The sequence below is a fragment of the Sphaerisporangium rufum genome, from assembly GCF_016863395.1.
Taxonomy (GTDB): Bacteria; Actinomycetota; Actinomycetes; order Streptosporangiales; family Streptosporangiaceae; genus Sphaerisporangium; species Sphaerisporangium rufum.
Genome location: NZ_BOOU01000032.1, coordinates 123427 through 148108, shown reverse-complemented (window position 1 = coordinate 148108; position 24682 = coordinate 123427). Strand labels below are relative to the sequence as shown.

At 75.9% G+C, this 24682-nt stretch carries 20 protein-coding genes; 11 read left to right on the top strand and 9 right to left on the bottom strand.

The features are described 5' to 3' along the window. Positions 1 to 157: 157 nt before the first annotated feature. The 5 genes from Sru01_RS35500 to Sru01_RS11015 all read left to right on the top strand — a co-directional run bounded on the left by Sru01_RS35500 (position 158) and on the right by Sru01_RS11015 (position 6136). Complete coding sequence (locus Sru01_RS35500; RefSeq protein ID WP_239137270.1) at positions 158 to 1255, top strand: ABC transporter ATP-binding protein; 1098 nt, start codon at positions 158 to 160, stop codon at positions 1253 to 1255. After that, complete coding sequence (locus Sru01_RS11030) at positions 1252 to 2220, top strand: ABC transporter permease (protein ID WP_203984005.1); 969 nt, start codon at positions 1252 to 1254, stop codon at positions 2218 to 2220. The genes Sru01_RS35500 and Sru01_RS11030 overlap by 4 nt, the downstream gene beginning before the upstream one ends. Then, complete coding sequence (locus Sru01_RS11025) at positions 2217 to 3608, top strand: streptophobe family protein (protein WP_275412152.1); 1392 nt, start codon at positions 2217 to 2219, stop codon at positions 3606 to 3608. The genes Sru01_RS11030 and Sru01_RS11025 overlap by 4 nt, the downstream gene beginning before the upstream one ends. A 114-nt stretch (positions 3609 to 3722) precedes the next feature. Beyond that, positions 3723 to 4439, top strand: coding sequence for a response regulator transcription factor (locus Sru01_RS11020; RefSeq protein WP_203984002.1), 717 nt, complete (start codon positions 3723 to 3725; stop codon positions 4437 to 4439). Next, positions 4436 to 6136, top strand: a complete 1701-nt coding sequence (locus Sru01_RS11015) for a sensor histidine kinase (protein ID WP_203984000.1) — start codon at positions 4436 to 4438, stop codon at positions 6134 to 6136. Before Sru01_RS11020 ends, Sru01_RS11015 begins: the two co-directional genes overlap by 4 nt. A gap of 171 nt (positions 6137 to 6307) precedes the next feature. On the opposite strand, the gene Sru01_RS11010 is transcribed toward Sru01_RS11015, so the two are convergent. Next, a complete protein-coding gene (locus Sru01_RS11010) occupies positions 6308 to 6535 on the bottom strand; it encodes a hypothetical protein (protein ID WP_203983998.1) in 228 nt (75 codons plus the stop codon). A gap of 48 nt (positions 6536 to 6583) precedes the next feature. Continuing rightward, positions 6584 to 7939: a S8 family peptidase gene (locus Sru01_RS11005; protein WP_203983996.1), complete on the bottom strand. Its 1356-nt coding sequence runs from the start codon at positions 7937 to 7939 to the stop codon at positions 6584 to 6586. A 225-nt stretch (positions 7940 to 8164) separates the two neighbouring features. Between Sru01_RS11005 and Sru01_RS11000 the strand changes: the two genes are divergently transcribed. Next, on the top strand, positions 8165 to 10213 hold the full coding sequence (locus Sru01_RS11000; protein WP_239137268.1) for a spermine/spermidine synthase domain-containing protein: 2049 nt from the start codon (positions 8165 to 8167) through the stop codon (positions 10211 to 10213). 43 nt (positions 10214 to 10256) lie between these two features. Here Sru01_RS11000 and Sru01_RS10995 read toward each other — a convergent pair whose 3' ends face one another. After that, the gene (locus Sru01_RS10995; protein ID WP_203983994.1) at positions 10257 to 11813 is read right to left on the bottom strand and encodes an LCP family protein; all 1557 of its coding nucleotides are present in this window, start codon (positions 11811 to 11813) and stop codon (positions 10257 to 10259) included. Positions 11814 to 12044: 231 nt separating this feature from the next. Next, positions 12045 to 14108 carry a neutral zinc metallopeptidase gene (locus Sru01_RS35495; RefSeq protein WP_239137266.1) on the bottom strand — a complete coding sequence of 688 codons (2064 nt, stop codon included), beginning with the start codon at positions 14106 to 14108 and terminating at the stop codon, positions 12045 to 12047. A gap of 205 nt (positions 14109 to 14313) precedes the next feature. Between Sru01_RS35495 and Sru01_RS10985 the strand changes: the two genes are divergently transcribed. Next, positions 14314 to 15183, top strand: a complete 870-nt coding sequence (locus Sru01_RS10985; RefSeq protein WP_203983992.1) for a LysR family transcriptional regulator — start codon at positions 14314 to 14316, stop codon at positions 15181 to 15183. 95 nt (positions 15184 to 15278) lie between these two features. On the opposite strand, the gene Sru01_RS10980 is transcribed toward Sru01_RS10985, so the two are convergent. From Sru01_RS10980 to Sru01_RS10970, 3 genes are read right to left on the bottom strand one after another with little or no spacing between them, the layout of a single operon-like run. Continuing rightward, positions 15279 to 16706 (bottom strand): pyridoxal phosphate-dependent decarboxylase family protein, encoded by a 1428-nt coding sequence (locus tag Sru01_RS10980; RefSeq protein ID WP_203983991.1) that lies wholly within the window; start codon positions 16704 to 16706, stop codon positions 15279 to 15281. A gap of 58 nt (positions 16707 to 16764) precedes the next feature. Continuing rightward, positions 16765 to 18120 (bottom strand): sensor histidine kinase, encoded by a 1356-nt coding sequence (locus Sru01_RS10975; RefSeq protein WP_203983990.1) that lies wholly within the window; start codon positions 18118 to 18120, stop codon positions 16765 to 16767. After that, the gene (locus tag Sru01_RS10970) at positions 18110 to 18784 is read right to left on the bottom strand and encodes a response regulator transcription factor (protein WP_203983989.1); all 675 of its coding nucleotides are present in this window, start codon (positions 18782 to 18784) and stop codon (positions 18110 to 18112) included. Before Sru01_RS10970 ends, Sru01_RS10975 begins: the two co-directional genes overlap by 11 nt. 269 nt (positions 18785 to 19053) lie before the next feature. Between Sru01_RS10970 and Sru01_RS10965 the strand changes: the two genes are divergently transcribed. From Sru01_RS10965 to Sru01_RS10955, 3 genes are read left to right on the top strand one after another with little or no spacing between them, the layout of a single operon-like run. Further along, entirely contained in the window at positions 19054 to 20232 is a 1179-nt protein-coding gene (locus Sru01_RS10965) for a LolA family protein (RefSeq protein ID WP_203983988.1), read from the top strand. Next, positions 20229 to 21233: an ABC transporter ATP-binding protein gene (locus Sru01_RS10960; protein WP_203983987.1), complete on the top strand. Its 1005-nt coding sequence runs from the start codon at positions 20229 to 20231 to the stop codon at positions 21231 to 21233. The genes Sru01_RS10965 and Sru01_RS10960 overlap by 4 nt, the downstream gene beginning before the upstream one ends. Beyond that, the gene (locus Sru01_RS10955) at positions 21220 to 22341 is read left to right on the top strand and encodes a DUF2705 family protein (RefSeq protein WP_239137263.1); all 1122 of its coding nucleotides are present in this window, start codon (positions 21220 to 21222) and stop codon (positions 22339 to 22341) included. The genes Sru01_RS10960 and Sru01_RS10955 overlap by 14 nt, the downstream gene beginning before the upstream one ends. Before the next feature lie 48 nt (positions 22342 to 22389). On the opposite strand, the gene Sru01_RS10950 is transcribed toward Sru01_RS10955, so the two are convergent. Further along, entirely contained in the window at positions 22390 to 23145 is a 756-nt protein-coding gene (locus tag Sru01_RS10950) for a YcnI family copper-binding membrane protein (RefSeq protein ID WP_203983985.1), read from the bottom strand. Positions 23146 to 23307: 162 nt separating this feature from the next. Beyond that, on the bottom strand, positions 23308 to 23877 hold the full coding sequence (locus tag Sru01_RS10945; RefSeq protein WP_239137261.1) for an MFS transporter: 570 nt from the start codon (positions 23875 to 23877) through the stop codon (positions 23308 to 23310). 292 nt (positions 23878 to 24169) lie between these two features. Between Sru01_RS10945 and Sru01_RS10940 the strand changes: the two genes are divergently transcribed. Next, positions 24170 to 24679, top strand: a complete 510-nt coding sequence (locus tag Sru01_RS10940; RefSeq protein ID WP_203983981.1) for a hypothetical protein — start codon at positions 24170 to 24172, stop codon at positions 24677 to 24679. Positions 24680 to 24682 lie beyond the last annotated feature (3 nt).

Here is a 24682-nt window from a genome sequence, read left to right as displayed (position 1 = left end):
CGTCCGAGGGCGCGGCCGCCGGCCGGGGTGTGCCGGGGCTGGTCGGCGCCGGGGCGTCCGGCGGGACGCACAGGGATCTCCCAGAAGTCGCCGGATTCCTCCAGCCGGGCAGGCCACGCTCGGGCGGCATGACGAAGACGAGTGACGGAGCGGCCCGGTGATCCGGGTGCGGGGCCTGACCAAGCGGTACGGGACGGTCCTGGCGGTGGACGACCTGACCTTCGACGTCCACCCAGGCGTGGTGACCGGTTTCCTCGGCCCGAACGGGGCCGGCAAGACGACCGCGATGCGCGCCATCCTCGGGCTGGACCGCCCGGACGCCGGCGAGGCGACCGTGCTCGGCGTGCCCTACCCGAGGCTGCCCGCGCCGATGCGCGCGACCGGCGCGCTGCTGGACGCCGGGGCGGTGCACCCCCGGCGCACGGCGCGCGACCACCTGCGCTGCCTGGCCCGCAGCAACGGCATCCCGGCCCGCCGGGTGGTGGAGGTGCTGGACCAGGTGGGGCTGGCGGCGGTGGCCGGCCGTCGGGCCGGGGGATTCTCCCTCGGCATGCGGCAGCGGCTCGGCATCGCCGCCGCGCTGCTCGGCGACCCGGCGGTGCTCATCCTGGACGAGCCGGTGAACGGCCTGGACCCCGAGGGCATCGTGTGGATCCGCACCCTGCTGCGCGGCCTTTCGGCCGAGGGCCGCACGGTGCTGGTCTCCAGCCACCTGATGGCCGAGATGGCGCTCACCGCCGACCACCTCGTCGTGGTGGGCCGGGGCCGGCTGATCGCCGAGGGCCCGGTGGACGGCTTCGCCGCGCCGCGCGAGGTGCTGGTCCGCACCCCGGACGCCGCCCGGCTCGCCCGCGCCCTCACCGCGGCCGGCGCCACCGTCCGCCCGCACGGCGCGGCCGGCCCGGACGGGGTGACCGCTGGGCGAGACGCCACCGGCGCGTCCGGCCTGCCCGGCATGGACGGCATGGCCCGCCCATCCGGCGGGCCCGGCCTGGACGCCGTCACCGGCGAGGCCGGCTCGGGCGAGACGGCCGGTGTATCCGGCGCGACCGGCATGGGTGAGATGGCCGGCGCGGGCGGCGAAGGGGTGATGGTCGTCATCGGGGTTACCGCCGCCGAGGTCGGCCGGCTGGCGGCGGACGCCGGGGCCGTGCTGCACGAGCTGACCCCGCGCCGCGCCTCGCTGGAGGAGGCGTTCATGGAACTGACCCGCGACAGCGTCGAGTACGGCGTGACGGAAGGACCGAACCGATGACCGGAACCAGCGACACCACGACCGGCGGCGCCGGAGGCCGCCCGGCGGCGAGTACGCGGCGGCCCGCCGGGACGGCGGATCATGGGACTGCGGGTCACGGGACGGCGGCCGGCCCGGAGTCCGGGCTGCCGGCCGCGCTGACCATGCGGGTCACCGATGGCGGGACGGCGGGCGGGCACCTGCAGCCGTCGTTCGCCGACGTGCTCGGCGCCGAGTGGTGGAAGCTGCGCACGCTGCGGTCCACCTGGTTCGCGCTGCTCGCCCTCCTGGTGGCGGGCGGGGTGTTCGCGGCGCTGTTCGCCGGGGCCGGCGTGCGCGGCTACCTGGAGGCGGCGCCGGCGGACCGCGCGGCCTTCGACCCGTTCGGCGCGGTCTTCCGGGCGAACATCTTCGTGCAGCTGTTCGCCGGGTACTTCGGCCTGCGCGCGGCGACCGTCGAGTTCGCCACCCGGACGATGATCGGCAGCCTGGCGGCGGTGCCGCGCCGCGGCCGGCTGCTGGCGGCCAAGGCCGCCGTCACGGCCGCGCTCGCGCTGCTCGCCGGCTGGGCCACCGCGGCCGTGGCCTATCTGGCCGGCGCCGCGGTGCTCGCCTCCCGCGACGTGCCGGGGTACGCGCTGGACCAGCCCGGCGTGCTGCGCGCGCTGGCCGGAATGGGGCTGATCACGGCGATGATGAGCCTGCTCGGCCTGGCGCTCGGGGTGCTGGCCCGGACGACGGCCGGGGCGCTCACCGCCGTCACGGTGATCGGGATCCTCGTCCCGTCCCTGGCGCCGGTGCTCCCGTCCTGGCTGGCCTCGTTCGTGGTGAAGTACTGGCCGACCACCGCCGGCGGCCGGCTGCTGGCCGTGACCGACGATCCGGCGCTGCTCGCGCCGGTACCCGGACTCCTGGTCTTCTGCGGTTACGTCGTGGTCGCACTGGCCATCGCCTTCGCCGTCTTCCGCCGCCGCGACGTCTCGTGAACGCGGCATCCGGGGCCGGCCGGCGGGGCCTGATACCGGATGGGATCGGCCGGGGCCTGCTCGCCGCCGGGGGCGCGCTCGCCGCCATGACCGCGACGGCCGCGCTGGGCCTGCACCTGGTGGGCGCCCCGGTCGGTGGGCTCACCGTGGGCGGGACGGCGGCCACGGTGCTCCTGGCGGTGGGCGGGTCGCTCACCCTGTCCGGTACCCCGGTGGCGAGCGGGCCGGTAGACGGCCTGCCGGGCCTGCTGCGGACGGGGATCGCCCTGACCGGCCGGCTCGATGTGGTCCCGCTCGGCGTGACCCTGGCCGGCCTGCTGGTGCTCGCCGCCGCGTTGCATCACCCGGGCAGGCGGGGCGCGGTGGCCGGGCCGGCCACCGCGCCGGTGCGGATCCGGCTGGCCCAGGGACTGGCCGCGGCGGCCGGGTTGCTGGCCGGGCTGGCCGGACTCGGGCTGGTCGCCCGCGGGGTGGTCACGTCGGTGGACCTGCCTGGCCTGCTGCCGTCCGGCGGCCTCGGCGGTCGCACCGCCGGCGTCCTCGGCAGCCCGCCGGCGATCGGGGCGGCCGGTGCGGGCGGGGCGCGGCCATTCCGGCTGGAGTTTCGGGCCTCGCCCGGCCTCGGGCCGATCCTCGCCCCGGCGGCCGTCGTGATGTCGTGCCTTGGCGCGGCCGTCCGGGCCGGGGCCTGGCCGGGGACGGCGCCGGCCTGGTGGCCGGAGGCCGCCCGCATCTGGCGGGCGGCGGCGGTGCCGGCCCGGCTGGTGGCGGTGGCGGCGCCGATCGTCACGGTCGTGGGACTGGGCGTAGCGATGGCGGCCGGTGGGCCAGGCCTCTCCGGTGCGGTGCTGCTCCTTGCTCCCAACGCGGGATTCGTCGTGCTTTCGGCCGGGTTGGGCGTGCCCTGGACGGGCCCGCCCGCCGCCGGTGCCGCCGGCCTGGCGGGCCCGTCGCCGGGATGGCCATGGCCCGCCGGGCCGCCCGGTGCCGGTATCGCGGCGCAACAGACGGCCGCCGCCTGGAGCGGCCCGCACTGGCCGGCGGTCGCGGTGGCGCTGGCGGCCCTGGTGGCCGGCGGGACGCTGATCGCCCATCGGACGCCGTCCCCGGGCCGCGCGGCATGGACGGCGGGCGCGTCCGCGGCCGGCTGGGCGGTACTTGCGCCGCCGCTGACCGCCCTGGCGGGCGGGTCGGTGGATCTCGGCCTGACCCTGCTCGGCCGTACGATGCAGCTGATGTCGCCGGCCGTCCGGGGCGACCTGCTGCTCGCCGCGCCCGCCGGCCTGGTGGCCGGTGCGATCGGCGGGCTGCTCGGCGTCGCCGCCTACCGGCTGGTCCGTGCCGTCCGGTCGAAGGCGCGCCCGGTCAGGGCCGGTCCCGGGCCCTGACCGCCTCGGACCCGGCGCGACCGGAATGGTGACGGCGGCGGGTGGCGGGCGGGTGGCGGGCGATCCCGCGAACGCGGCCGGCATCGGCCGGTGGCCGTGGAGAGCGGAGGGGTGATGGCGTCGGACGCGGGAGGGCCGGGGGCGGCCGGGACGGGTGAGCGGCTGCTGGTGGTGGACGACGAGCCCACCGTGCGCGAGCTGCTGGCCGCCACGCTGCGCTTCGCCGGGTTCGAGGTGACCGCCGCGGCCACCGGTGGCGAGGCGCTGCGGGCGGCCCGCGAGCAGCCGCCGGACCTGGTGCTGCTGGACGTCATGCTGCCCGACCTGGACGGCTTCGAGGTGGTCCGGTCGCTGCGCGCGCTCACCCGGCCGCCGGTGCCGGTGCTGTTCCTCACCGCGCGTGACTCGCCGCAGGACAAGGTCACCGGGCTGACCTTGGGCGGGGACGACTACGTGACCAAGCCGTTCGACCTGGCCGAGCTGATCGCCCGCATCCGGGCCGTGCTGCGGCGTACCGGGGCCGGCGGGATGGACGCCCTGGTCGTGGGGGACCTCGTGGTGGACGCCGAGGGGCACCAGGTCACCCGGGCGGGACGGGAGGTGCGGCTGTCGCCCACCGAGTTCCGCCTGCTGCACTACCTGGCGCTCAACGCCGGCCGGGTGGTGTCCAAGGCGCAGATCTTGGAGCAGGTGTGGCAGTACGACTTCGCGGGGGACTCCAGCATCGTGGACACCTACGTCAGCTACCTGCGACGCAAGCTGGAGGCGGCCGGCCCGCGGCTGGTCCACACCGTGCACGGCGTCGGCTACGTCCTGCGCCGGCCCCGGTGACCCGCCGGCGGCTGTCGTTGCGGGCGCGGCTGCTGCTGATCGTCAGCGCGCTGCTGGCGGCCGGGCTGGTGCTGAGCGGGTCCATCGTGGTCGGGCTGCTGCGCGCCGGGCTGGTCGACCGGGTCGACCGGCAACTGCGGGCGCTCGGCGGGCTGGCCGCGGTTCTCCCACCCGAGTGGACCGGTGCCGGGGTGCCGGCCGCGCGGGCGCTGGCCGGCGACCTGGACGTGGTGTCCGACGTGTACCTCGCCCACCTGGCGCCGGACGGCACGGTCCGGCGGGAGGCGCGGATCCCGGTCGTGCCGCCCGGCGGCCCGGCGGCGGGCGGCCCGGTACTGCCGCCGCTGGACGGACCGGGCGTGAGCGCGCTGGCCGGTACGCCCTTCGAGACCGCGGGGCGGGCCGGTGGCGGGCGCTGGCGGGTGCTGGTCCTTCCTCGGGCCCGCTCACCGCTGCGCATCGGTCCGGGCAGCGGCGCGGGGAGCACCGGAGGCACGGGACAAGGCGCTGACGGTGCTCAAGGCACGGGGAGTGGTGCAGGCGCGGCGGGCGGGAGCGGTGTTCACGGCGCCGGGAGCAGTGCGCGAGGTGAACAAGGTGGCGCGGGGAGTGCTCAGGGCGAGGAGATCGCGGGAGCCGGCGGTGGGGAGGGCGCGGTCGTGGTGGCCGCCTCGCTGGACGCGGTCGCCGCGACGGTGGGCCGGCTGCGGGCCGCGCACGCCGCGACCGGCGCCGGGCTGCTGGCGCTGCTCAGCCTCGCCGGCTGGTTCGCCATCGGCGCCGGGCTGCGGCCGCTGCGCCGGATCGAGGACACCGCGGCGGCCATCGCCGCCGGCGACCTGACCCGCCGGGTGCCGGACGCCGCCGGCCCGGGTACCGAGGTGGGGCGGCTGGCGGCGTCGCTGAACGGGATGCTCGGCCAGGTCGAGCGGGCCTTCGCCGCGCGGGCCGAGTCCGAGGCCCGGCTGCGCGCCCTGGTGGCCGACGTCGGCCACGAGCTGCGCACCCCGCTGTTCGGGATCAAGGGCTTCTCCGAGCTGTACCGGATGGGCGGGCTGACCGACGTGCCCGCCGCGATGGCCCGGATCGAGAGCGAGGCCGGCCGGCTGGCCCGGCTGGTGGAGGACCTGCTGCTGCTGGCCCGGCTGGACGAGGGCGGCGCCGCGCTGGCGCTGGAACCGGCGCCGATGGACCTGCGCACCCTGGCCGCCGACGCCCGGCTGGACCTGCGGGCGCTGGCCCCGGACCGCGACGTCGAGCTGACCGGCCCGGACGGCGGCCCGCCCGGCTCGGCCCCGGTGCTCGGCGACGAGGCGCGGCTGCGCCAGGTGGTGACCAACCTGGTGGGCAACGTGGTGGCGCACACCCCGGCCGGCTCGTCGGTCCGGATCGGGGTCGGTACGGCCGGCGGCGAGGCGGTGCTGGTCATCGCCGACCGCGGGCCGGGCCTGCCGGCGGAGCACGCGGCCCGGGTGTTCGACCGGTTCTACCGCGCCGACGACTCGCGCAGCCGGTCGCACGGCGGCGGGGCGGGCCTCGGTCTGGCCATCGCCCGGTCGCTGGTGGCCGCGCACGGCGGCCGCCTCGACCTGCGCACCGCCCCCGGCGACGGCGCCGCCTTCACCATCGCCCTCCCCGCCACCGTCCACCCGCCCGGCCCGCTCGAGCCGCCCGCGGCACCCGGCCGATCCAGATGACCGGGCGGCATCCCCGAGCAGGCGGCCGGGCGTCCCGCGCATGATCCGGTCCCACCGGGGGACGGCCCTGGCCGAGCGGATGGAACGCGCGAGACGCGAGCAAGGTGCCCCGGCGGCGGGCCTTGGTGGCGAACGCGGTGCCGGTCCCGGCGGAACGGTTCACCCGGCGGGTCAGCTCGGCGGGCCGTAGGGCTCGATGGTGGGGTCGGCGTACGGGCCGGCGGCCGGGGGGACCCGGCGGCCGGCCTCCTCGGTGACGCGCAGGGCGTACAGGCCGCGGGCCGGGTCGAGCGGCACCAGGCCGTAGCCGGTGTCCACCTCGTCCTCGGCCAGGCCGAGCGCGTGCGCCGCCTGTTCCAGGGTCGCGCCGGGCGGCAGCTCTACCGTGACCAGGACCATGCCCACCACGCTACGCGCCCGCCCCCGTCCCCCGAAGCCCCGCCCGGCTCATTCCCGGCTGCCGCTCACCTTCCGCAGCGCCTCGATCAGCGCGGCCGGGTCGGCGATGCCGTATCCGTAGTCGTAGTCGAAGCCCACGGTGCTGCGGTCGTCGGCGGTGCGGTGCAGCAGGGTGCGCAGCTGGGACGGGCTCAGCCGGGAGGCCGGCCAGCGGGTGCGGATCGCGGCGACCAGCCCGGCGGCCACCGGGCAGGCGGCCGAGGTGCCCGAGTCGGGCTCGGTGTCGCCGAACGCGCGGGACCCGGCGAAGTGCGTGTAGGCGGCGATGTCCGGCTTGCGGTCGCTGAGCCGCCCGGGGCCCTGCGAGGAGTAGCCGACCCGCTCGCCGTTGGTGTCCACTCCGGCGACCGACAGCACCTGGGGGTGGGAGTTGGCGCCGACGATCGGCCGGGCCGGGAACGCGCACCGGCGGTCCTTGCACTCGCTGCCGCAGTTGCCCGCGGCGAACAGGATGTCCGCGCCGGCCTGCTCCAGGCTGCCCACGATGATGTTGAACGGGTGCGCGGCGTTGTCGGAGTAGTTGCCCGGCTGGCCGGGCGCCAGGTCCCACAGCGGGGAGAACGAGCCCCAGCTGTTGCTGACCACCAGCGATCGGCTGCCGGCCGGCTGGGCGTCCAGCACGGTGCGCAGGTGGGCGAAGGCGGCCACCGCGTCCGACAGCAGGCCGTCCATCGCCGAGCCGCCCTGCCGGCGCGACAGCAGCACCGGGATGTCGATCAGGGTGGCGGCCGGCGCGGCGATCAGCGCGTCGAAGGCGCACATGGTGCCGTGGTCCACCGCGAAGCGGCCCGGCTCGCCGGACACGCCGCCGGGGTTCCAGCTGCGCTCGCCGTCCACGGTGCACGAGCGGCCCAGCCGCTGCCCGACGTGCGCGGCGTTGATGCCGGTGTCGCAGATGGCCAGCGGCACGCCGGCGCCGTCGTACCCCTCGGCGGCCAGCGCCGGGACGGCCAGCAGCCGGGCGACGTCCTCCCAGGTGCCGACCGGCGGGCTGCCGCCGCAGGTCAGCGAGGTCTCGATCACCGGGTCGGCGTACACCGCCACCACGTCGCTCTGCGCGGGCAGCAGCGCCGCCCGGGCGGCCCCCTCGTCGTCGGATATCTCGCCGCGGACCAGCACCGAGGCGTCCTCGGGGGCCAGCGAGAAGTCCAGCGGCTGGTGCATCGACAGCGGGTCGCCGCCGGCGGCGGGCCGCGGCCGGGGGAGCGCCACCGGGACGTAGGAGTGGTCGAGGGCCACCCCGGGCAGCCCGCCGGTGACGTCCGCGGTCGTCGTGGCCACGTCGGGGGCGGCGACCGCCGCGATGACGTCGGGGGAGGGCCGGAGCTGGATGAGGACCCGCATGAGGAAACACCACCTTGGGAGCGCGAGGAGCGAACGGCACCACATTCCTGTATTTCCGGTGACCCCGTCTACCAGCAGAAACAACCGCTTATCCGGCATTGCACCGACAAACCGGATGAATAATTCAGGGAAATTTTCCGTCATCGCCCGCCACGGCCAGGCACGACCGAACGCGTCCCGCCATGGAGCTTCCGTGCCGGGCCGGGCTTGGCTACCTTGAGACCCGTGATCGCCAAGGTGGACACCACATCGCGCCCCCCCGCCCCTCCCGCCGGCGAGCATTGGCTGCCGGTCCGCCCGCGGCTGGTGGTCGCCAGCGCGTTCATGCTCTTCCTGGAGCTGGCGCTGATCAGATGGACCGGCTCCAACATCGTCCACCTGAGCTATTTCACCAACTTCGTGCTGCTGGGTTCATTTCTCGGCATCGGCCTGGGATTCCTGCGGGTCGGCCGGGCCACCCGGCAGCCGTTCTACTCGCCGGTGGTGCTGGCGATCCTGGTGCTGGTCGTCATGTTCTTCCCGGTCACGGTGAACCGCGAGACCGAGGGCATCCTGTACTTCACCAGCCTGTCCACCAGCGGGCCGCCCGCCTGGGCGATCCTGCCGGTGGTCTTCGCCGCCGCCGCGCTGGTGCTGATGGGCCCGGCCGAGCTGGTCGGCGGCTGCTTCCCCGAGCTGCCCCGGCTGGAGGCCTACCGGTACGACCTGATCGGCAGCCTCACCGGCATCGCGGCGTTCTCCCTGATGTCCTACGCCGGCGCGCCGCCGGTGGCCTGGGGCCTGGTCACCGCGTGCGCCTACGGCGCGCTGCTGCAGCCCCGCTCGACGGTGCGGTACCTGGCCTTCGTCACGGTGCCCTCGCTGGTCGTGGTGGGCGCGCTGGCCATGGAGACGCTCACCCCCGGCACCCTGTGGTCGCCCTACTACAAGGTGAAGTACGAGCACGCCTCGTGGTACGGCACCCCGCTGCTGAACATCTCGGTGAACGGCATCCCGCACCAGCAGGCCACCCCGGCGGACTACCGGCTGAAGTACGAGCGCCAGTACGCCCTGCCGTATGAGCGCTCGGCGGCCGCCGGCCGGCTGGACGACGTGCTGATCGTCGGCGCGGGCAGCGGCACCGACGTCGCCATCGCGCTGGCCAAGGGCGCCAAGCACGTGGACGCCGCCGAGATCGACCCGCGGCTGCGCGAGCTGGGCGGCGCCTTCCACCCCGACCGGCCCTACGACGACCCGCGCGTCACCACGCACATCACCGACGGCCGCGCCTTCCTGGAGGCCACCGGCAAGAAGTACGACTTGATCCTGTTCGCGCTGCCCGACTCGCTCACCCTGGTGTCCGGCGCCAGCTCGCTGCGCCTGGAGAGCTATCTGTTCACCGAGGACGCGCTGCGCGCCGCCCGCGCGCACCTCAAACCCGGTGGCGCGTTCTCGATGTACAACTACTACCGCGAGCAGTGGCTGGTCGACCGGCTGGCCGCCACCGCGCAGGCCGCCTTCGGCCACAAGCCGTGCGTCGACCAGGTCGGCGCCGGGCAGCAGGCGGTCATCACCGCCGGGCTCACCACCGACGCGCAGCGCTGCGGCGCCGAGTGGCCCGGCCCGCGGGCCGGCACGCCGGCGCCGGCCACCGACGACCGGCCGTTCCTGTACCTGCACGGGCGCGACATCCCGTCCATCTACCTGATCGCGCTCGGGTTGATCCTGCTGGTCAGCGTGCTCGCCGTCCGGGTGGTGGCCGGTCCGTTCCGCCGGATGCGCCCGTATGCCGACCTGTGCCTGCTCGGGGTGTCGTTCCTGCTGCTGGAGACCAAGAGCGTCACCGGGTTCGCGCTGCTGTTCGGCACCACCTGGGTGGTGAACGCGATCGTGTTCGCCGGGGTGCTGGTGGCGGTGCTGGCCGCGGTGGAGGTGACCCGGCGGTTCCGCACGCCGCCGCTGCCGGTCATGTACGCGGTGCTGTTCGGCGGGCTGGTGCTGGCCGCCGTGGTGCCGAACTCCTGGCTGCTCGGGCTGCCGGTGCCGGCACGGGCGGTGCTCGCGGTCGCGGTGGCGTTCCTGCCGATCTTCGCGGCCAACGTGGTGTTCGCCAAGCGCTTCGCCGAGACGGCCGACCCGACGGTGTCGTTCGGGGCCAACCTGCTCGGCGCCATCGTGGGCGGCTGCCTGGAGTATCTCGCCCTGGTCATCGGCTACCAGGGGCTGCTGGCGGTGGCCGGGCTGATCTACCTCGGCGCGTTCGCCCTGCTGCCGCGGGCCGCGCGGGCCGCCTGAGCCGGGCGCCCGCCGCCCCGGCCCGGGGCGGCGGGCGCGAAGATCAGAAGCCGCAGGCCTGGGCGAGCGTCTTGGCGCCGCCCTTGTCCTTGCCCTGGTTCGGGGTCGGCGTGCCGTCCGCGCGCGGCGTGCGCGACGGGGTGGGCGAGGAGGCGCCCGGCGTGCCGGCGCCGGCGCCGGACGCGCCGGCGCCCGGGGTCGCGGTCACCCCGGCGGCCAGCGTGTTGCCGGAGCGTTCGGACTGCCGGATCGCCTGCGCGCTCATCCGGCGGATCTTCGCCCAGTCGGCGGCGCCCGGCCAGATGGTCGGCGGCACGAACTGCAGGGTGGTGGTCTTGCCGTCCTTCACCTTCAGCGCCAGCGGCACCAGGTGCTCCAGCAGGTCGCGCGGGATGTCGGTGCGGAACATGTGCCGGGTGGCGGTGGCGATCTTGCCGAAGTTGGCCAGCACGACCTGCGGCGTCGCCTGGTTGAGCAGCGCGCCCATGATGCAGCGCTGCCGGCCCATCCGGGTGAAGTCATCGCTGTTCACCCGAGAGCGGCCGTACCAGAGCACGTGCTCGCCGTCCAGGCGCTGGTAGCCGGCCTTGATGGTGCCGGCGGTGCCGAAGTGCCCGCCCCACGGGACGTCCTGCTCGACCCGGATCTTCAGGCCGCCGACCGCGTCGATCAGCGCGGCGAAGCCGTACATGTCGACGATCGCGTAGTAGTCGATCTTCAGGCCGAGCGTGTGGCCGATGGCGCGCTTGAGCTCGACCGGGCCCTTGCCCTTGCCGAGGTGGTCCTCGGCGTACTGCCACACCTCGTTGAGCAGGCCCTGCCCGGAGTCGCCGGTGAACCCGTTCGGGAACCGCGCGGCCAGCGGGTCGCCCTTGGGGAAGCGGACGAACTGCAGGTTGCGCGGGAGGCTGAGCATGACGGCGTTGCCGGAGCGCACGTCCACGCTGGCCACCGTCATGCTGTCGGTGCGCACGCCGGTGCGGTTGCCGGCCGCGTCCCCGCCGACCAGCAGGAAGTTGACCCGGGTACGGCCGTTCCAGGGGTCCTCCTGCTTGACCGGCGCGGCGGTCGGGCCGCCCGGGTCGGAGGGGAAGACCGCGTTCGCGGTCGCCCGGACGGTCATCATGCTGCCCGCGGTCACGGCGAACGGCGCCATCACCGCCACGCACAGCACGCCCACCACGATGCCGGACAGCACCTGGCCGCCCTGCGGCAGCCGGTCCGGGCCGAGGGCGATGTAGGAGGTGATGACGAGCGCGAACCAGGCGAGCGCGCCGACGGCCGCCACGACGATCAACGTGACGAGCGTGGTGTCGCTGACCACCAGCCCCAGGTTGGACCGGAAGACCAGGGCCATGATCAGCGCGATCGCCAGCAGGCCGCCGAAGGCGCCCAGCAGCGAGAAACCCGCGGTGCGCCGGCCGGCCCGCAGGTGGGCCGCCCCGGGCACCAGCGCGGACAGGCTCGTCCAGCCGATCACCGCGCCGGTGGTCAGGGACCTGGCGAATCTGGGCGGCCGCGGAGCGCGGCCTTCGGTCCCGGTTTCGTCCGGGCCGTCTCCGGCGGCCTCCCCCGGGGTGCCGCCAAGAGGCGTGGTCACAAGCTTCCCCTCACGACTGTCGGAGTCCCGCCACCGACCTGGAGAAACGCCAGGAAGCGGCCCCCGGGGCTACCCGGATTCCAGGATTCTAACCCCATACACCGACATCGCTAGTTCAAAGACAAAAATGCCGAATCGGTTGGTGACATCGTAGTGAATTCCTGCTACGCCGCGGACCGCGGCCGTGCCCGCGGAGCGGAGGCCGGACCGGCCGGCCCCCGCCCCGGGGCGTCAGGACGTGGTGGAGGAGGGCGCCAGCCAGGTGTTGCACTGGTAGGCCTTGTTGCGCTCGTATCCCTGCCGGAACCAGCGCCCGCTGTTGGCCGGCGAGCCGTGGTCGCGCGGCCGGCCCGGCCAGTCGCCGACGTTGCCGAAGAAGTAGTACAGCGACTGGCGCCGGGCCGCCGGGATCGGGTAGCTGCCCGCCACCGACCGCATCCACATGCCGCTGAAGCAGTTGGCCTGCAGCTCGTACCGGCGGCTGAGCGCCAGCCGGCCGCTGGAGGTCCGCGAGTCCAGCGTCCGGCTCCACCAGGAGTTGGCCAGCCCCGACAGCTGCTGGACGTGGTGGCCGTACTCGTGCGCCATCATGCCGGTGAACGCGCCGTGCCAGCTGACCAGCGACGCGTATCCCGGCGAATTGCCCCGGCCCCGGGAGAGGGCCGAGGTGGCGGCGTAGATCGTGTAGTTGCGCGGGCAGTAGTAGGGCACGATGCTGCCCCGCTGCGGGAAGTCGCCGCACGCGCCCCGCCCGCCGCGCGCGGTGATCGCGTACCCGGGGGGCGAGAAATCGATGCCCACGCGCCGCAGCGCCGGCGCCCAGGTGCGGCTCATGCACTTCCCGGTCCGCAGGATCAGCGCCTTGAGCTGCGCGTCGCTGTAGACGTTGACCGAGCCGCCCCGGCAGGCCAGCTGAGGCAGGGTGCCCACCCGGTAGACGGTGTTGCCCTTCAGCGAGGTGTTCAGCGTCGGCCGGCTCCGCGTGGTCTCCGAGGAACTCGTGCCGTCCGGCTCGGCCGCCGTGCTCGCGGCCGGCGACGCCTCCCCGGTCGGCAGGGTGGTCGTCGACGGATCCGGGCGCGGGGTGTAGGGGTCGTAGGTGGGCGGCGCGTAGGTGGGCACCGCCACCGGCGAGGTCGTGTCGGTGCCGCCGGCCTTGTCCAGCAGCGCGGCGCCGACCACCATCACCACGAACGTCGCGGCGATCACCCCGACGACCGCGCCGATCACCGCGCCGGCGGTGCTCTTGCGCCGCGGCGGCGTCCAGCCCGGCGCCAGGTGACCGGGCGGCGGATAGGGCGGGCCGCCCGGCTGGGCGTTCCAGCCGCGCGGGGCCGGTCCCTGGGCGCCGGGCGGCATCTGCGGGGCCGCGGGCCCATGGCCCGCGGGCGGCGGCTGCGGCGCTCCGGGTCCCTGGCCGCCGGGCGGCCCGTACGGCGCTCCCGGCGGCAGGCCGGGGCCGGGCGGCGGTGGCAGCTGGCCGGGGTGCGGAACCGGGCCGGGGTGCCCGGCGGGCGCGCCGTATCCGGCGCCGTACCCGGCGGGCGCGCCGGGACCGGGCGGTGCCGCCGTGCCCGCCGCGGCGGCCTGGGCTGGCGGGTTCCACTGCCGCCCCGGCGGCTCCTGGTACGGGCCGGCGTGCGGGTCGCCGGGCGGCGGATAGGCCGGCCGGCCGGGCTCCGGGGCCGGGTACCGCCCGTCCTGCGGCCCGGGAGCCGGATGTGGAGGGCCGGGCGGCGGATACTGCCCGTGGGGCGACCCGGAAGACGGGTACTGCCCGTACCGGCCCTCCTCGGGGCCGGGCGTGGGGTACTGCCCGGGCTGCGCGCCGCCGGGCGTGCCGTACCGGCTGTCCTGGGGGCCGGGGAACGGGTACTGCCCGGACTGCCCGCCGGGCGAGGGATGCCCGCCCTGCGGCGACCCGGGGGGCGGGTGCTGCGAGTGCTGCGGTCCGGGCGACGGGTACCGGCCCTCCCCGGGGCCGGGCGGCGGGTACTGCCCGCCGTCCGGACCGGCCGCCGCGGGCCGCCCGTGCCGCGGCCCGGGCGCGAGGTACCGTCCGCCCTGCGGCCCCGGCGGCGGGTACTGGCCGGCCGCCTGGCCGGCGGTCGAGTGCCGGCCGGCCGGCGGGCCGCCGGCCGGGTACGGTCCGGTCGGCGGGTACTGCGTGGCCGGATCATGCGGTTCGTGCCGCTCGTCGTGCGGTCCGGGGCCCCCGCCCCACTCCGCCCCCTGTCCCGGCGGGTACGGCTCGCCGCCTCCCGGCGGCGGGTACGGTCCCTGTCCGTTGGCCATATCCGTGAACGCCCCCTTAGCCGGCGCGCGGGTCGCGCCGTCCTCCCCAGTAACAAGATCCACATAGCGGACCATTTTGGGCAGAACTGTACTCATTTCTCAGCAGTCACGGATGTCGCTGTATATGGTTACATTCTGAAATCATCCGAGGTGATCTCTGCGATGTTCCGGAATCGCCGCACCTCTCTGCCCTAGCTTCTTTGGCATGAATCTGCAGCAGCTCCGTTATGTGGTCGCCACAGCGGAGCATCGCACCATGACAGATGCGGCCAAATCGCTTTACATCGCGCAGCCGGCTCTTTCGCGGGCCATTCGCGACCTGGAACGCGAACTCGGCATGACGCTGTTCGCCCGTTCCGGCCGCGGCGTCGTGGTCACCGCGCAGGGCCGCCGGGTGGTCAAGCTGGCCAAGGAGGCCCTCGACGCGGTGCACGAGATCGAGGCGCTGGCCACCCACACCCAGCCGGGCGTCGTCGAGCTGCGCATCGCCGCGCCGCCGAGCCTGGAGCCCGCGCTGGCCGGCCGGCTGTTACCCGCCTACACCTCCGACCATCCAGGGGTGCGCGTCCAGGTCGTCCGGTGCGACGGCCGCGACGGCGTGGTGAACGCCATCCGGGAGCAGCGCGCCGACCTCGGGCTCACCGACCTGCCGGTCCCGGCCGACCTGGTCAGCCACCCGCTGGACCGCCAGGAGATCGTGCTGGTCTCCCCGCCCGGCCTGGACCTGCCCGAATCGGTGCCGATGATCCGGCTCACCGGCATGCGGCTGGTGCTCCCCCCGGCGGGCAGCGCCCGGCGCAAGGAATTCGACCAGCTGTTCGCCACCTACGGCGTGCGCCCGGTCGTCGCGGCCGAGACCGACGAGCGCGGCGGCTGGCTGCCGGCGGTGCGCTCGGCCTCGGCGTCCCTGCTGGCCTACCGCGGCACCTCCGAGCAGGCGGCCCGGGCCGGGCTGGTGGTGCGCTCGCTGAATCCGCCGGTGCGGCGGGTCATCGCGCTGGTGCACACCCGCCGCCGGCTGCCGGCGATCGCGCAGGACTTCCTGGCCGTCGCCGAGGGCACGGCGGCGATCTGAGCCGTTTTGGAGCGTTCCCAACCGGTGAACGGCCTGGTGGCCCCGGGCAGGCGAGACGTGCCCTCCCCGGCGCGCCGCCATGGCAGGGTGCCCGGTCAGCCGTACAGCACCGACAGGAACCGGACCAGGATCGCCTCGCGGGTCACCGCCGGCAGCGCGTCGAGCACCGCGTTGACCACCGCCATCTCCGGCTGCCCGCCGCCGCCCAGATCGACGCCCACCGACGCGGCGAGCGCGGCGAACGTCGCGTCGTCCACGGCCGACAGGTCCATCGTGGCCAGCGCCTCGGCCAGCCCGTCCGGCACCGGCGCCGGCCCCCGCTCCCGGGCCGCCGCGGCGGCGGCGGCGATCGCGGCCAGCATCTCCTCGACCCCGGCCAGCGTCACCCCGGTCACCGTCACGTGCAGGTTCGCCGGGATGCCCGCGTACGACAGCTGCGGCTGCAGGAACCAGCCGCGCCGCCTGGCCTCGTCGGCCAGCACGAACACGTCCAGCCCGCCATCCCCGGCGAAGGCCACCAGCGAGGCGTCCGGCTCGCCCAGCACGCGCAGCCCGGGGATCCGCCCGATGCCGTCGACCAGCCGCCGGGTCGCGGCGAGCGTGTCACGGGCCAGTTCCCGGTAGCCGTCCCGGCCGAGCGCGCCGAGCGTCGCCCACGCGCCGCCGAGCGGCCCGGCCGACTTCGAGCTCTGCACGGTGGCGTTGATCACCGTGTATCCCGGCCAGGCCGCCGAGGCGAAGTAGGCGGCCCGGCGCATCGCCGGGTCGGCGAACAGCACCACCGAGGCGCCCTTGGGCGCGTAGCCGAACTTGTGCAGGTCGCACGAGATGGACGTCACGCCGGGCACCGACAGGTCGAACGGCGGCACCGCCGCGCCCGCCTCGGCCAGCCACGGCAGCAGCCAGCCGCCGACGCAGGCGTCGACGTGGCACGGGACGCCGCGCCCGGCCGCCATCGCCGCGATCTGCGGCACCGGGTCCACCACGCCCTGCGGATAGGACGGGGCGGACACGACGACCAGCACGGTGTCGGGGGTGACCGCCGCCGCCGCGGCCGCGGGGTCGGCGCGGAAGGTGACCGGGTCCACCGCCACCGGGTCCACCGCCAGGCCCAGGTAGTGCGCCGCCTTGTGGAACGCCGGGTGGGCCGTCACCGGCACCGCCATCCGCGGGCGGCCGCCGACCGGGCGCGCGTCCCGGGCCGCCTTCACCGCCAGCATGATCGACTCGGTGCCGCCGGCGGTGAAGATGCCCGGCGTGTCCGGGCCGCCGCCGAGCAGCCCGGCCACCGCGCCCACGACCTGCTTCTCCATCGCCACGACGCTGGGGAACGCCGTCGGGTCGAGGGTGTTCACCTCCAGCATCGCCAGGTAGGCGCGGGCCGCCGCCTCGTGCACCTCCGGGCGGCCGGTGTCGTACACGTAGGCGGTCACCGTGCCGCCGCGCACCGCCAGGTCGCCGCGTCGGAGCCGGTCGAGCTCGGCGAGCAGTTCGTCGACGGGGCGGCCGTGGTCCGCGAGCACCTGGTCCTCTTCCTGCCGGGGGGCGTACGGCGTGGCCGTACCGGGGCGGGCGAGGACGCTACCACGCCCGCGCCGCCAGCGGCAGGTGGACGGTCGCCCGCAGCCCCGGCGCGGCACCGGCCAGCTCCACCGTGCCGCCGTGGGCGCGCACCGTCTCCCGGACGATGGCCAGGCCCAGCCCGGCGCCGCCGTCGTCGCGGCTGCGCGCGCTGTCCAGCCGGGTGAAGCGGTGGAACACCCGCTCGCGGTCGGCCTCCGGGATGCCCGGCCCGTCGTCGGTCACCGTGACCGCCGCCAGCCCGCCGGTGGCGCCCACCTCGACCACGACCGTGGAGCGGGCGTGCCGCACCGCGTTGTCCAGCAGGTTCACCAGGACCTGCCGCAGCTCCAGCGCGTCGCCGCCCACCACGGCCGGGCCGGCGGCCGCCACCCGCACGACCACGCCGGGGTAGCGGTCGGCCGCCGCGGCGGCCAGCGCGCCGAGGTCCACCGGCTCCCACCGGGCCGGCCGGCGCCGCTCGTCCAGGCGGGCCAGGGTCAGCAGGCCCTCGGCCAGCCGGCTGAGCCGCATGGCGTCCTCCAGCACCCCCTCGGCCGTCTCCCGCCAGTCCTGCCCGTCCGGGTGGCCGAGGGCCACCTCCAGCTGCAGGCGGATGCTCGCCAGCGGGCTGCGCAGCTCGTGCGCGGCGTCCGCGACCAGCGCGCGCTGCGAGGCCTCGGCCGCCTCCAGCCGGGTCAGCATGTCGTTGAGCGTGGTCGCCAGCGCGTGCACCTCGTCGCGCGCCTCCGGCACCGGCAGCCGCCGGGCCCGCGCCGTCCCGCTGATCTCGGCGGCGCCGCGCCGCAGCTCGGTGATCGGCCGCAGCGTCCGGCCGACGACCACCCAGCTCGCCCCGCCGAGCAGCACCAGCAGCAGCGGCGTCCCCACCGCCAGCATGCGCACCGTGGTGGCCAGGCTGTCGGCGACCTCCTTGAACGACCGGGCCGCGATGACCGTCCGCCCCTGGTCGGCGCGCAGCACGACCACCCGCAGCGGGCCCGGCAGGCCGTACGGCTCGCCGTGCAGGAACCGGCCGCGGCCGTCCGGCGGCCAGGAGCGATCGGCCAGCGGCACCAGGCGGTCGGTGCCCGGCGTGACGTTGGTGATCCGGCCCCGCGCGTCCAGCACCTGGATCATCGTGCCGTCGGGCACCGCGACCGGGTCGGCGAGCCGGCCGTCGGCGGCCAGCGCCACCACGTCCCTGGCCCGCTGGTAGGCCACCTCGTCCACCGAGTCGATCAGCGCGCTGCCGAGCACGTGAACCAGCAGCCAGGCGGCGGCGGCGAGCGCCGCGGCCAGCGCGGCCGAGGCGGTCGCGGTGAGCCGGAAGCGCAGGCTCTGCCGGCGCCACCAGGCCAGCGGGTCAGCCGCCATCGCCGGTCAGCCGGTACCCGGCCCCGCGCACCGTCTGCAGCGACGCCCGGCCGAACGGGGCGTCGATCTTCCGGCGCAGGTACCCCACGTAGACCTCCACCACATTGGGGTCGGTGTCGTAGGTGTCCCACACGTGCTCCAGGATCTCCGCCTTGGACACCACCTCGCCGGGCCGGCGCATCAGGAACTCCAGCAGCCCGAACTCGCGCGGGGTCAGCTCGACGGCGGTGTCACCGCGGGTGACCAGGCGGGCCGCCGGGTCCAGCGTCAGGTCCCCCGACCGCAGCACCGCCGGCCGGCGCCGGCCGCCGCGCCGGATCAGCGCCCGCAGCCGGGCCACCAGCACCACGTAGGAGAACGGCTTGGTGAGATAGTCGTCCGCGCCGAGGTCCAGGCCGTCGGCCAGGTCGTACTCGCCGTCCTTGGCCGACAGCATCAGGATCGGCACCCAGTTCTCCTGGGCCCGCAGCCGCTTGCACACGTTGTAACCCGACAGCCGGGGCAGCATGATGTCGAGCACCACCACGTCGTAGTCCCCGGTGCCGGCCAGGTGCAGCCCCTCCTCGCCGTCGTGCGCCAGGTCGACCGCGAACCCCTCCGCGCTCAGGCCGCGCCGCAGCGCGGCGGCCATCCGCCGTTCGTCCTCGACGACGAGCACCCGCATCCGCGCCTCCTCCACCCTCCGGCGTCCCGCGCACGTCCCGGCGCGCCGTCCGCGCGGCGCCGCATCCGCCCGCGGCGGACACCTTCCATCCTCGCGCCCGCCCGCTGTGAACGCGCTGAGAGCCCCCCGGGCCGCCGCCGGCGCGGCGACCTGCGGGTACGCGCGGGCCCCCGGCGCGGCTGAGAGGCCTCTCAGCCGGTCTCAGCCAGGACACAGCAGCCGCGCGGCAACCTGCGGATGTCGGACAAGACGTACCGTTGAGGAGTGACATGCCAGGAACACGTGCCGTGAGATGGGGCGTGCCGATCGCCACGGTCGCCGTGGTGGGCGCCGCGGCGGGCGCCGGGCCGGTGCTCGCCGCCGTGCGGGGCGAGCCGGCGCTGCCCGCCCGCACCGCGCAGCAACTGCTCGCCGAGGCGGCCCGGGCCGCCGACCGGACCGAGCCGCCGGTGATGTCCGGCACGGTCGTGGAGACCGCCGCGCTCGGGCTGCCGTCATTGCCGCTGCCCTCCTCCGGGGGCGGCAGTTCGCCGCTGTCCCTGCTCTCGGGGTCCAACACCCTGAAGGTCTGGTACGGCGGGAACGGCAAGGCCCGGCTGGCGCTGCCCGGCCCGCTGAGCGAGACCGACCTGATCACCGACGGCAGCGGCGCCGCCTGGCTGTGGGAGAGCGACAAGAACACCGCCACCCGCATCACCATGCCGCGGGGCACCGGCCCCGGCGCCAGGCCGCAGGGCACCGCGCTGCCCGGGGCCACCACGCCCGACGCGCTGGCGGCCCAGGTGCTCAAGGCCGCCGAAGCCGGCACCACCGTCGGGGTGAGCGACAACGAGCGGATCGCCGGCCGGGCCGCCTACCAGCTGACCCTCACGCCGAAGGACACCGCGTCGCTGGTCGACCGGGTCACGGTGGCTCTCGACGGCCGCACCTATCTCCCGCTGCGCGTCCAGGTCTTCGCCCGGGGCGGCGCGGAGCCGGCGTTCGAGGTCGGCTTCACCCAGGTGACCTTCTCGCCGCCCGCCGCGGAGAACTTCGCCTTCACCCCGCCGGCCGGCGCCACGGTCACCGAGAAGAAGCTGGACGACGTCCGCCCGGGCACCCCGGAGAAGCTCGCCGACCACGCCGGACGGCTGCGCACCTTCGGCGAGGGCTGGAGCACCGTCGCCGAGATGCCCTTCTCCACCGCCGACCTCAGCGCCCTGGCCGGCGGGAAGGACGGCGGGAAGGACGGCGCGAAGGAAGAGGACGGGCCGGCCGGGGACCGCGCGGGCGGCCCGGCCGAACTGGCCGGCGCGCTGCTGTCGTCCGCCCAGCGGGTGTCCGGCCCGTGGGGCGGCGGCCGGCTGGTGACCACCAAGCTGGTCTCCGCGCTGCTCACCGACGACGGCCGGCTGCTGGTGGGCGCGGTCACCCCGCAGCGGCTGACCGAGGTGGCCGGCCGGGGGTGAACGCGACCCTGACGGGGGAGGGGGCGCACGAGGCGGCGCCCCCTCCGCTGGCCCCGGCGGCCTCCACCGGTGACTGCGCGATCGTGACCCGCGGGCTGACCAAGCGGTTCCGCGGCGGGCAGGTCGCCGTCGACGACCTGCATCTGGCCGTGCCGCGCGGCGCGGTGTACGGCTTCCTCGGGCCGAACGGCTCGGGCAAGACCACGACGATCCGCATGCTCCTCGGCCTGGTCGCGCCCACCGGCGGCGGCTGGGAGCTGCTTGGCCGGCCCATGCCGGCCGGGCTCGCGGCCGCGCTGCCGGGGGTGGGCGCGCTGGTCGAGGGGCCCGCCTTCTATCCGTACCTGTCCGGCGCGGCCAACCTGCTGCGCTACGACGCCGCCGACCCCACGGCCGACGGGCGCACCGCCCGCGCCCGGGTGGCCGCCGTGCTGGACCGGGTCGGGCTGTCGGCGGCGGCCGGCAAGCGGTACCGGGCGTACTCGCTCGGCATGCGGCAGCGGCTGGCCATCGCCGCCACCCTGCTCGGCCCGCGCGAGCTGCTGGTGCTGGACGAGCCGACCAACGGGCTGGACCCGCAGGGCACCCGAGAGGTGCGCGCGCTGGTCAAGCAGGTCGCCGCCGGCGGCACCACCGTGTTCGTGTCCTCCCACCTGCTGGCCGAGGTGGAGCAGATGTGCACCCACGTCGGGGTGATGCGCGGCGGCCGGCTGGCGGCCCAGGGCCCGATCGCCGAGCTGCGCGCCGGGCGGGCGCCGCTGGTACGGGTGCTGACCCCGGACGCCGCCCGGGCCGCGGCGGTGCTGGAACGCCTCGGCCTTTCCGGCGCGCGGGCGGCGGGCGAGGAGGCCGTCGCCGAGATCGGCGACCTGCCGCCGGAGCGCGCCTGCGCTGAGCTGGTCGACGCCGGAGTGGCCGTGCGCGGCTTCACCGTGGCGCGGCCCAGCCTGGAGGAGGTCTTCGTCGGCCTGACCGGGGAGGGATTCGATGTCGAGAACTGACGCCACGGCCCGGACCGGCGCCGCGCCGGAGGAACCGCCCGCGACCGGCCCGGCCGACGGCCCCGGCGTCGTGATCGACGGAGCCGATCGGCCCGCGATCCGCGTCGCCACGCCGGACGCCGCCACGCCGGACGCCGCCACGTCGGACGTCGCCACGCCAGACGCCGCCACGCCAGACGCCGCCACGTCGGACGTCGCCACGTCGGACGCGGCCGCGTCGGGCGGCGCGCCGGCCAGTACCCCGCCGGGCGGCGCCATGCCGGATGCCGGGGCTTCCGGCGCGCCGGCCCGCGCCCGGCCGGTCGCGGGCACCTGGCGGCTGTTGCGGTCCGAGCTCGGGCTGACCTTCCGCCGGCCGCGCAACCTGGTGCTGCTGGCGCTGCTGGCCGTGGTGCCGGTGGTGATCGGCGTGGTGCTGCGCGCGATGGGCGGCGGCGGCCCGTCGATCATCGCGCAGGCGGCCGGTAACGGGCTGATGCTGACCTTCGGCGCCATGTCGGTGGTGGCGCAGCTGCACCTGCCGCTGGCCGTCGCGGTGGTCGCCGGTGACGCCGTCGCCGGGGAGGCCGGCACCGGGACGCTGCGCTACCTGCTGACCGCGCCGGCCGGGCGCACCCGCCTGCTGCTGGTGAAGTTCGCCGACATCGCGGTGTACGCGGCCGCCGCGTGCGCGGTGGTGACGGCCGCCGCGCTGCTCACCGGACTGGCCCTGTTTCCGGCCGGCCCGGTCACCCTGCTGTCCGGCACCACGATCTCCTTCGCCGACGGGCTGCTGCGGGTGCTCGCCGTCACCGGGTACGCGGCGGTGGGCATGGCCGCGTTCGGCGCGGTCGGGCTGGCCGTCTCCACGCTGACCGAGGCGCCGATCGGCGCGGTCGCCGCGACGGTCGGCGCGGTGGTGTGCTCCAACATCTTCGGGCTGATCCCACAGCTGGAGCCGGTGCGCCCCTACCTGATCACCTCGTGGTGGGGCGAGTTCGACGGGGTGCTGCGCGATCCGGTGGCCGTCGACACGATGACCCAGGGCCTGCTGGTCTTCGCCGCCTACATCGCGGTGTTCGGCACGGTGGCCTGGGCCCGGTTCACCGGCCGCGACATCACCGGCTGACCGCCCTGGCCCGCCCGGCCCGGTGCGGGGCCGGGCGGGAGCGGGCCGTCAGGCCTGCGGGGTGCCGCGGCGGCGCAGCGCGACGGCGCCGGTGGCCACGCCCGCCAGGCCGACCAGCAGGCCGGCGCCGGCCAGCAGCCGGGCGGTGCCGTCCGACTCCGCGGCCGCCGAGCCGGCGGCGTGCTCGTCCCTGGCCGGCATCGCGACCGCCGGTGTCGCGGCGGCGGGGGAGGACGCGCCGTGCTCGTCGCTCCCGGCCGCCGGGGCGACCAGCTTGAGGGTCGGCACCGGGTGCTCGGCCTCGCTCCCGTCGGCCTTCGGCGCGTCGGCCCACTTGACCACCTCGTCGTTGGAGTACGTCTGGGTGGTGGGGAAGGTGAGCTGGTCGGTGTCCTCCGGCAGCGAGCCCATCGACACCTCGAACTCCTGGAACTGGTGCGGCTCGATCTTCCCGCCGGACCAGGTGATCTTGGTGACCGCCTCGGTGATCTCGCCGTACTTGGACTTGACCGGCGCGGGCAGCTTGCCCTCGGTCACCTCGACCTTCCACCCCGGCACCGGGCGCACCGAGACGAAGGGCAGCGGGTGGTCGGTGGGGAACTCGACCACGATCTTGGTGGTCGAGGCGTTGTCCCGCTCGTTCGGCACCCGGAAGGCGGCCTTGGTGAAGCCGCCCTTCTCCGCGGTGCCGGGGTTGATGGAGACGTGGGCCAGTGCGGGCAGCGCGAGGCCGGCGGTGAGGGCGACGGTGCCGGCGACGACCAGAGCCGCGCGGCGCGCGGCGGAACGCGAGAAGAACGACATCGGGGAAGACTCCACTTCGGCATAGATCAAGATCGGAAAGGCCCGGTGCCCGCGCCGGGGCTCGCGTGCCCGCCGGCGGGTCCCCGCGCATGAGGGCACGGCGGATCCGGCCGCGGCCGGGCAGGTTCGGGCGGGTCGGGTGGTCGCCGGGGCGGCGACCGGTCAGCGAAGGGCGGGAAGTGGTGGACCGCGCCTGCTGACGGCGTGCCGGAGCCGGGGCGCCATGACCGGCAGCAGGTGCCGGGGGGCGGGGGCGGCAGGGCGGACCGGGCCCGCCGGCCCGCGGGCGAGCAGGGCCAGCAGTGCGAGCAGCGGCCGCACCACCAGGGTGCCGAGCCGGCGGAGCACCGACCACAGCGCGTACTCGCCGCGGGCCAGCCACCATCCGGTGATCAGGGTCACCGTGAGGTGGGCGGTCAGCATGCCGATGTCGGTGCCGAGCCCGTCGCCGTGCCGCAGATGGAAGGCGGCGGAGATGCCGCTCTCGGAGGCGCCGAAGAGTTCGTGCAGCACGAACTGGGTGGCGACCAGGAAACCGTTGATCGTCTGGGCTGAGCGCTCCCGCCCGGTGAGCAGCGCGGTCACCGCGGTCACCGCGGCCGTGGCGGCGGCCACCGCCCACCCGGCCGGTCCGGCGCCGCCGGCCGCCCGGTGACCGGCCACGGCCAGCAGCACGCAGACGACCGCGAAGACGGCCGCCCGGAGCAGGCGGAGCGGGAGGCGGGCACGCATGACGCCCCACATGGTGCCACGGCCGGGGACGTCTGTCGCCCCTTGATCTCGCGGACCGGGACCGGGTGCCCGGAAGATCCGGCGAATCCGTACGAATCTCTCGGATCATGCGGTGCCGCCGGGTGAAACCGGCCGCGGGACCGGTGCCGGCGGGGCCGTTCGCCGGTGCGGGGCGGGCCGCGGCCACCGGGTGCGGCATTGATCGTTATTGCCGGTGCATCTGCCCCTTCGCGAGTTTTGTCGCTACTGTTGCCGCGAACCGCTGGTAGGCGTGAGGGCGAGGTGGTGGAGCGTGCGGCACTTCCTGGGGCTGCTGCTCGGCGTCGTGGTGACGGCGATCCTGCTGGCCGGCGCCGGCTGGGCCGCCCCGGACGCCGCCCGCGGCATGGTGAGCGCCGCCGCGGACGCCGCCAACGCCGTCGACCCGGCGCGCGACACCCGGGCGCTGGTCGGCCTCGGCGCGATGGCGGTCGCCGGACTGCTGCTCGGCCTGGTGCTGACCGCACGGATATCCCCGCTCGCGACGTTCATCCCGTCCATGGTCATGCTGTCGTGGACCGTCGTCTACGCGCTGGACGTCAACCGCGCGCTCGGACTGGCGCCCACCGACCCCTCCATGCACCCGCTGCTGGTCCAGGCGGGCAAGGGCATGCAGGACCTGCTGGCCAAGGGGATCTTCGCGATGCTGGGCATCGCGCTGTTCGTCCCGGTGCTCTTCCCCTCGCGGTGGACCGGCCGCCGCCGCGACGCCGATGACGGGTATGCCGAGGAGACCGTCGAGTCTCCGGGCGGCTACTACTGACCC

Coding starts and splice junctions, on each gene's coding strand:
- Sru01_RS10945 (WP_239137261.1), bottom strand. CDS start 23,877: ATGCGTGCCCGCCTCCCGCTCCGCCTGCTCCGGGCGGCCGTCTTCGCG.
- Sru01_RS10965 (WP_203983988.1), top strand. CDS start 19,054: ATGCCAGGAACACGTGCCGTGAGATGGGGCGTGCCGATCGCCACGGTC.
- Sru01_RS10950 (WP_203983985.1), bottom strand. CDS start 23,145: ATGTCGTTCTTCTCGCGTTCCGCCGCGCGCCGCGCGGCTCTGGTCGTC.
- Sru01_RS35495 (WP_239137266.1), bottom strand. CDS start 14,108: ATGGCCAACGGACAGGGACCGTACCCGCCGCCGGGAGGCGGCGAGCCG.
- Sru01_RS11020 (WP_203984002.1), top strand. CDS start 3,723: ATGGCGTCGGACGCGGGAGGGCCGGGGGCGGCCGGGACGGGTGAGCGG.
- Sru01_RS11005 (WP_203983996.1), bottom strand. CDS start 7,939: ATGCGGGTCCTCATCCAGCTCCGGCCCTCCCCCGACGTCATCGCGGCG.
- Sru01_RS11030 (WP_203984005.1), top strand. CDS start 1,252: ATGACCGGAACCAGCGACACCACGACCGGCGGCGCCGGAGGCCGCCCG.
- Sru01_RS10970 (WP_203983989.1), bottom strand. CDS start 18,784: ATGCGGGTGCTCGTCGTCGAGGACGAACGGCGGATGGCCGCCGCGCTG.
- Sru01_RS10975 (WP_203983990.1), bottom strand. CDS start 18,120: ATGGCGGCTGACCCGCTGGCCTGGTGGCGCCGGCAGAGCCTGCGCTTC.
- Sru01_RS11010 (WP_203983998.1), bottom strand. CDS start 6,535: ATGGTCCTGGTCACGGTAGAGCTGCCGCCCGGCGCGACCCTGGAACAG.
- Sru01_RS10985 (WP_203983992.1), top strand. CDS start 14,314: ATGAATCTGCAGCAGCTCCGTTATGTGGTCGCCACAGCGGAGCATCGC.
- Sru01_RS10955 (WP_239137263.1), top strand. CDS start 21,220: ATGTCGAGAACTGACGCCACGGCCCGGACCGGCGCCGCGCCGGAGGAA.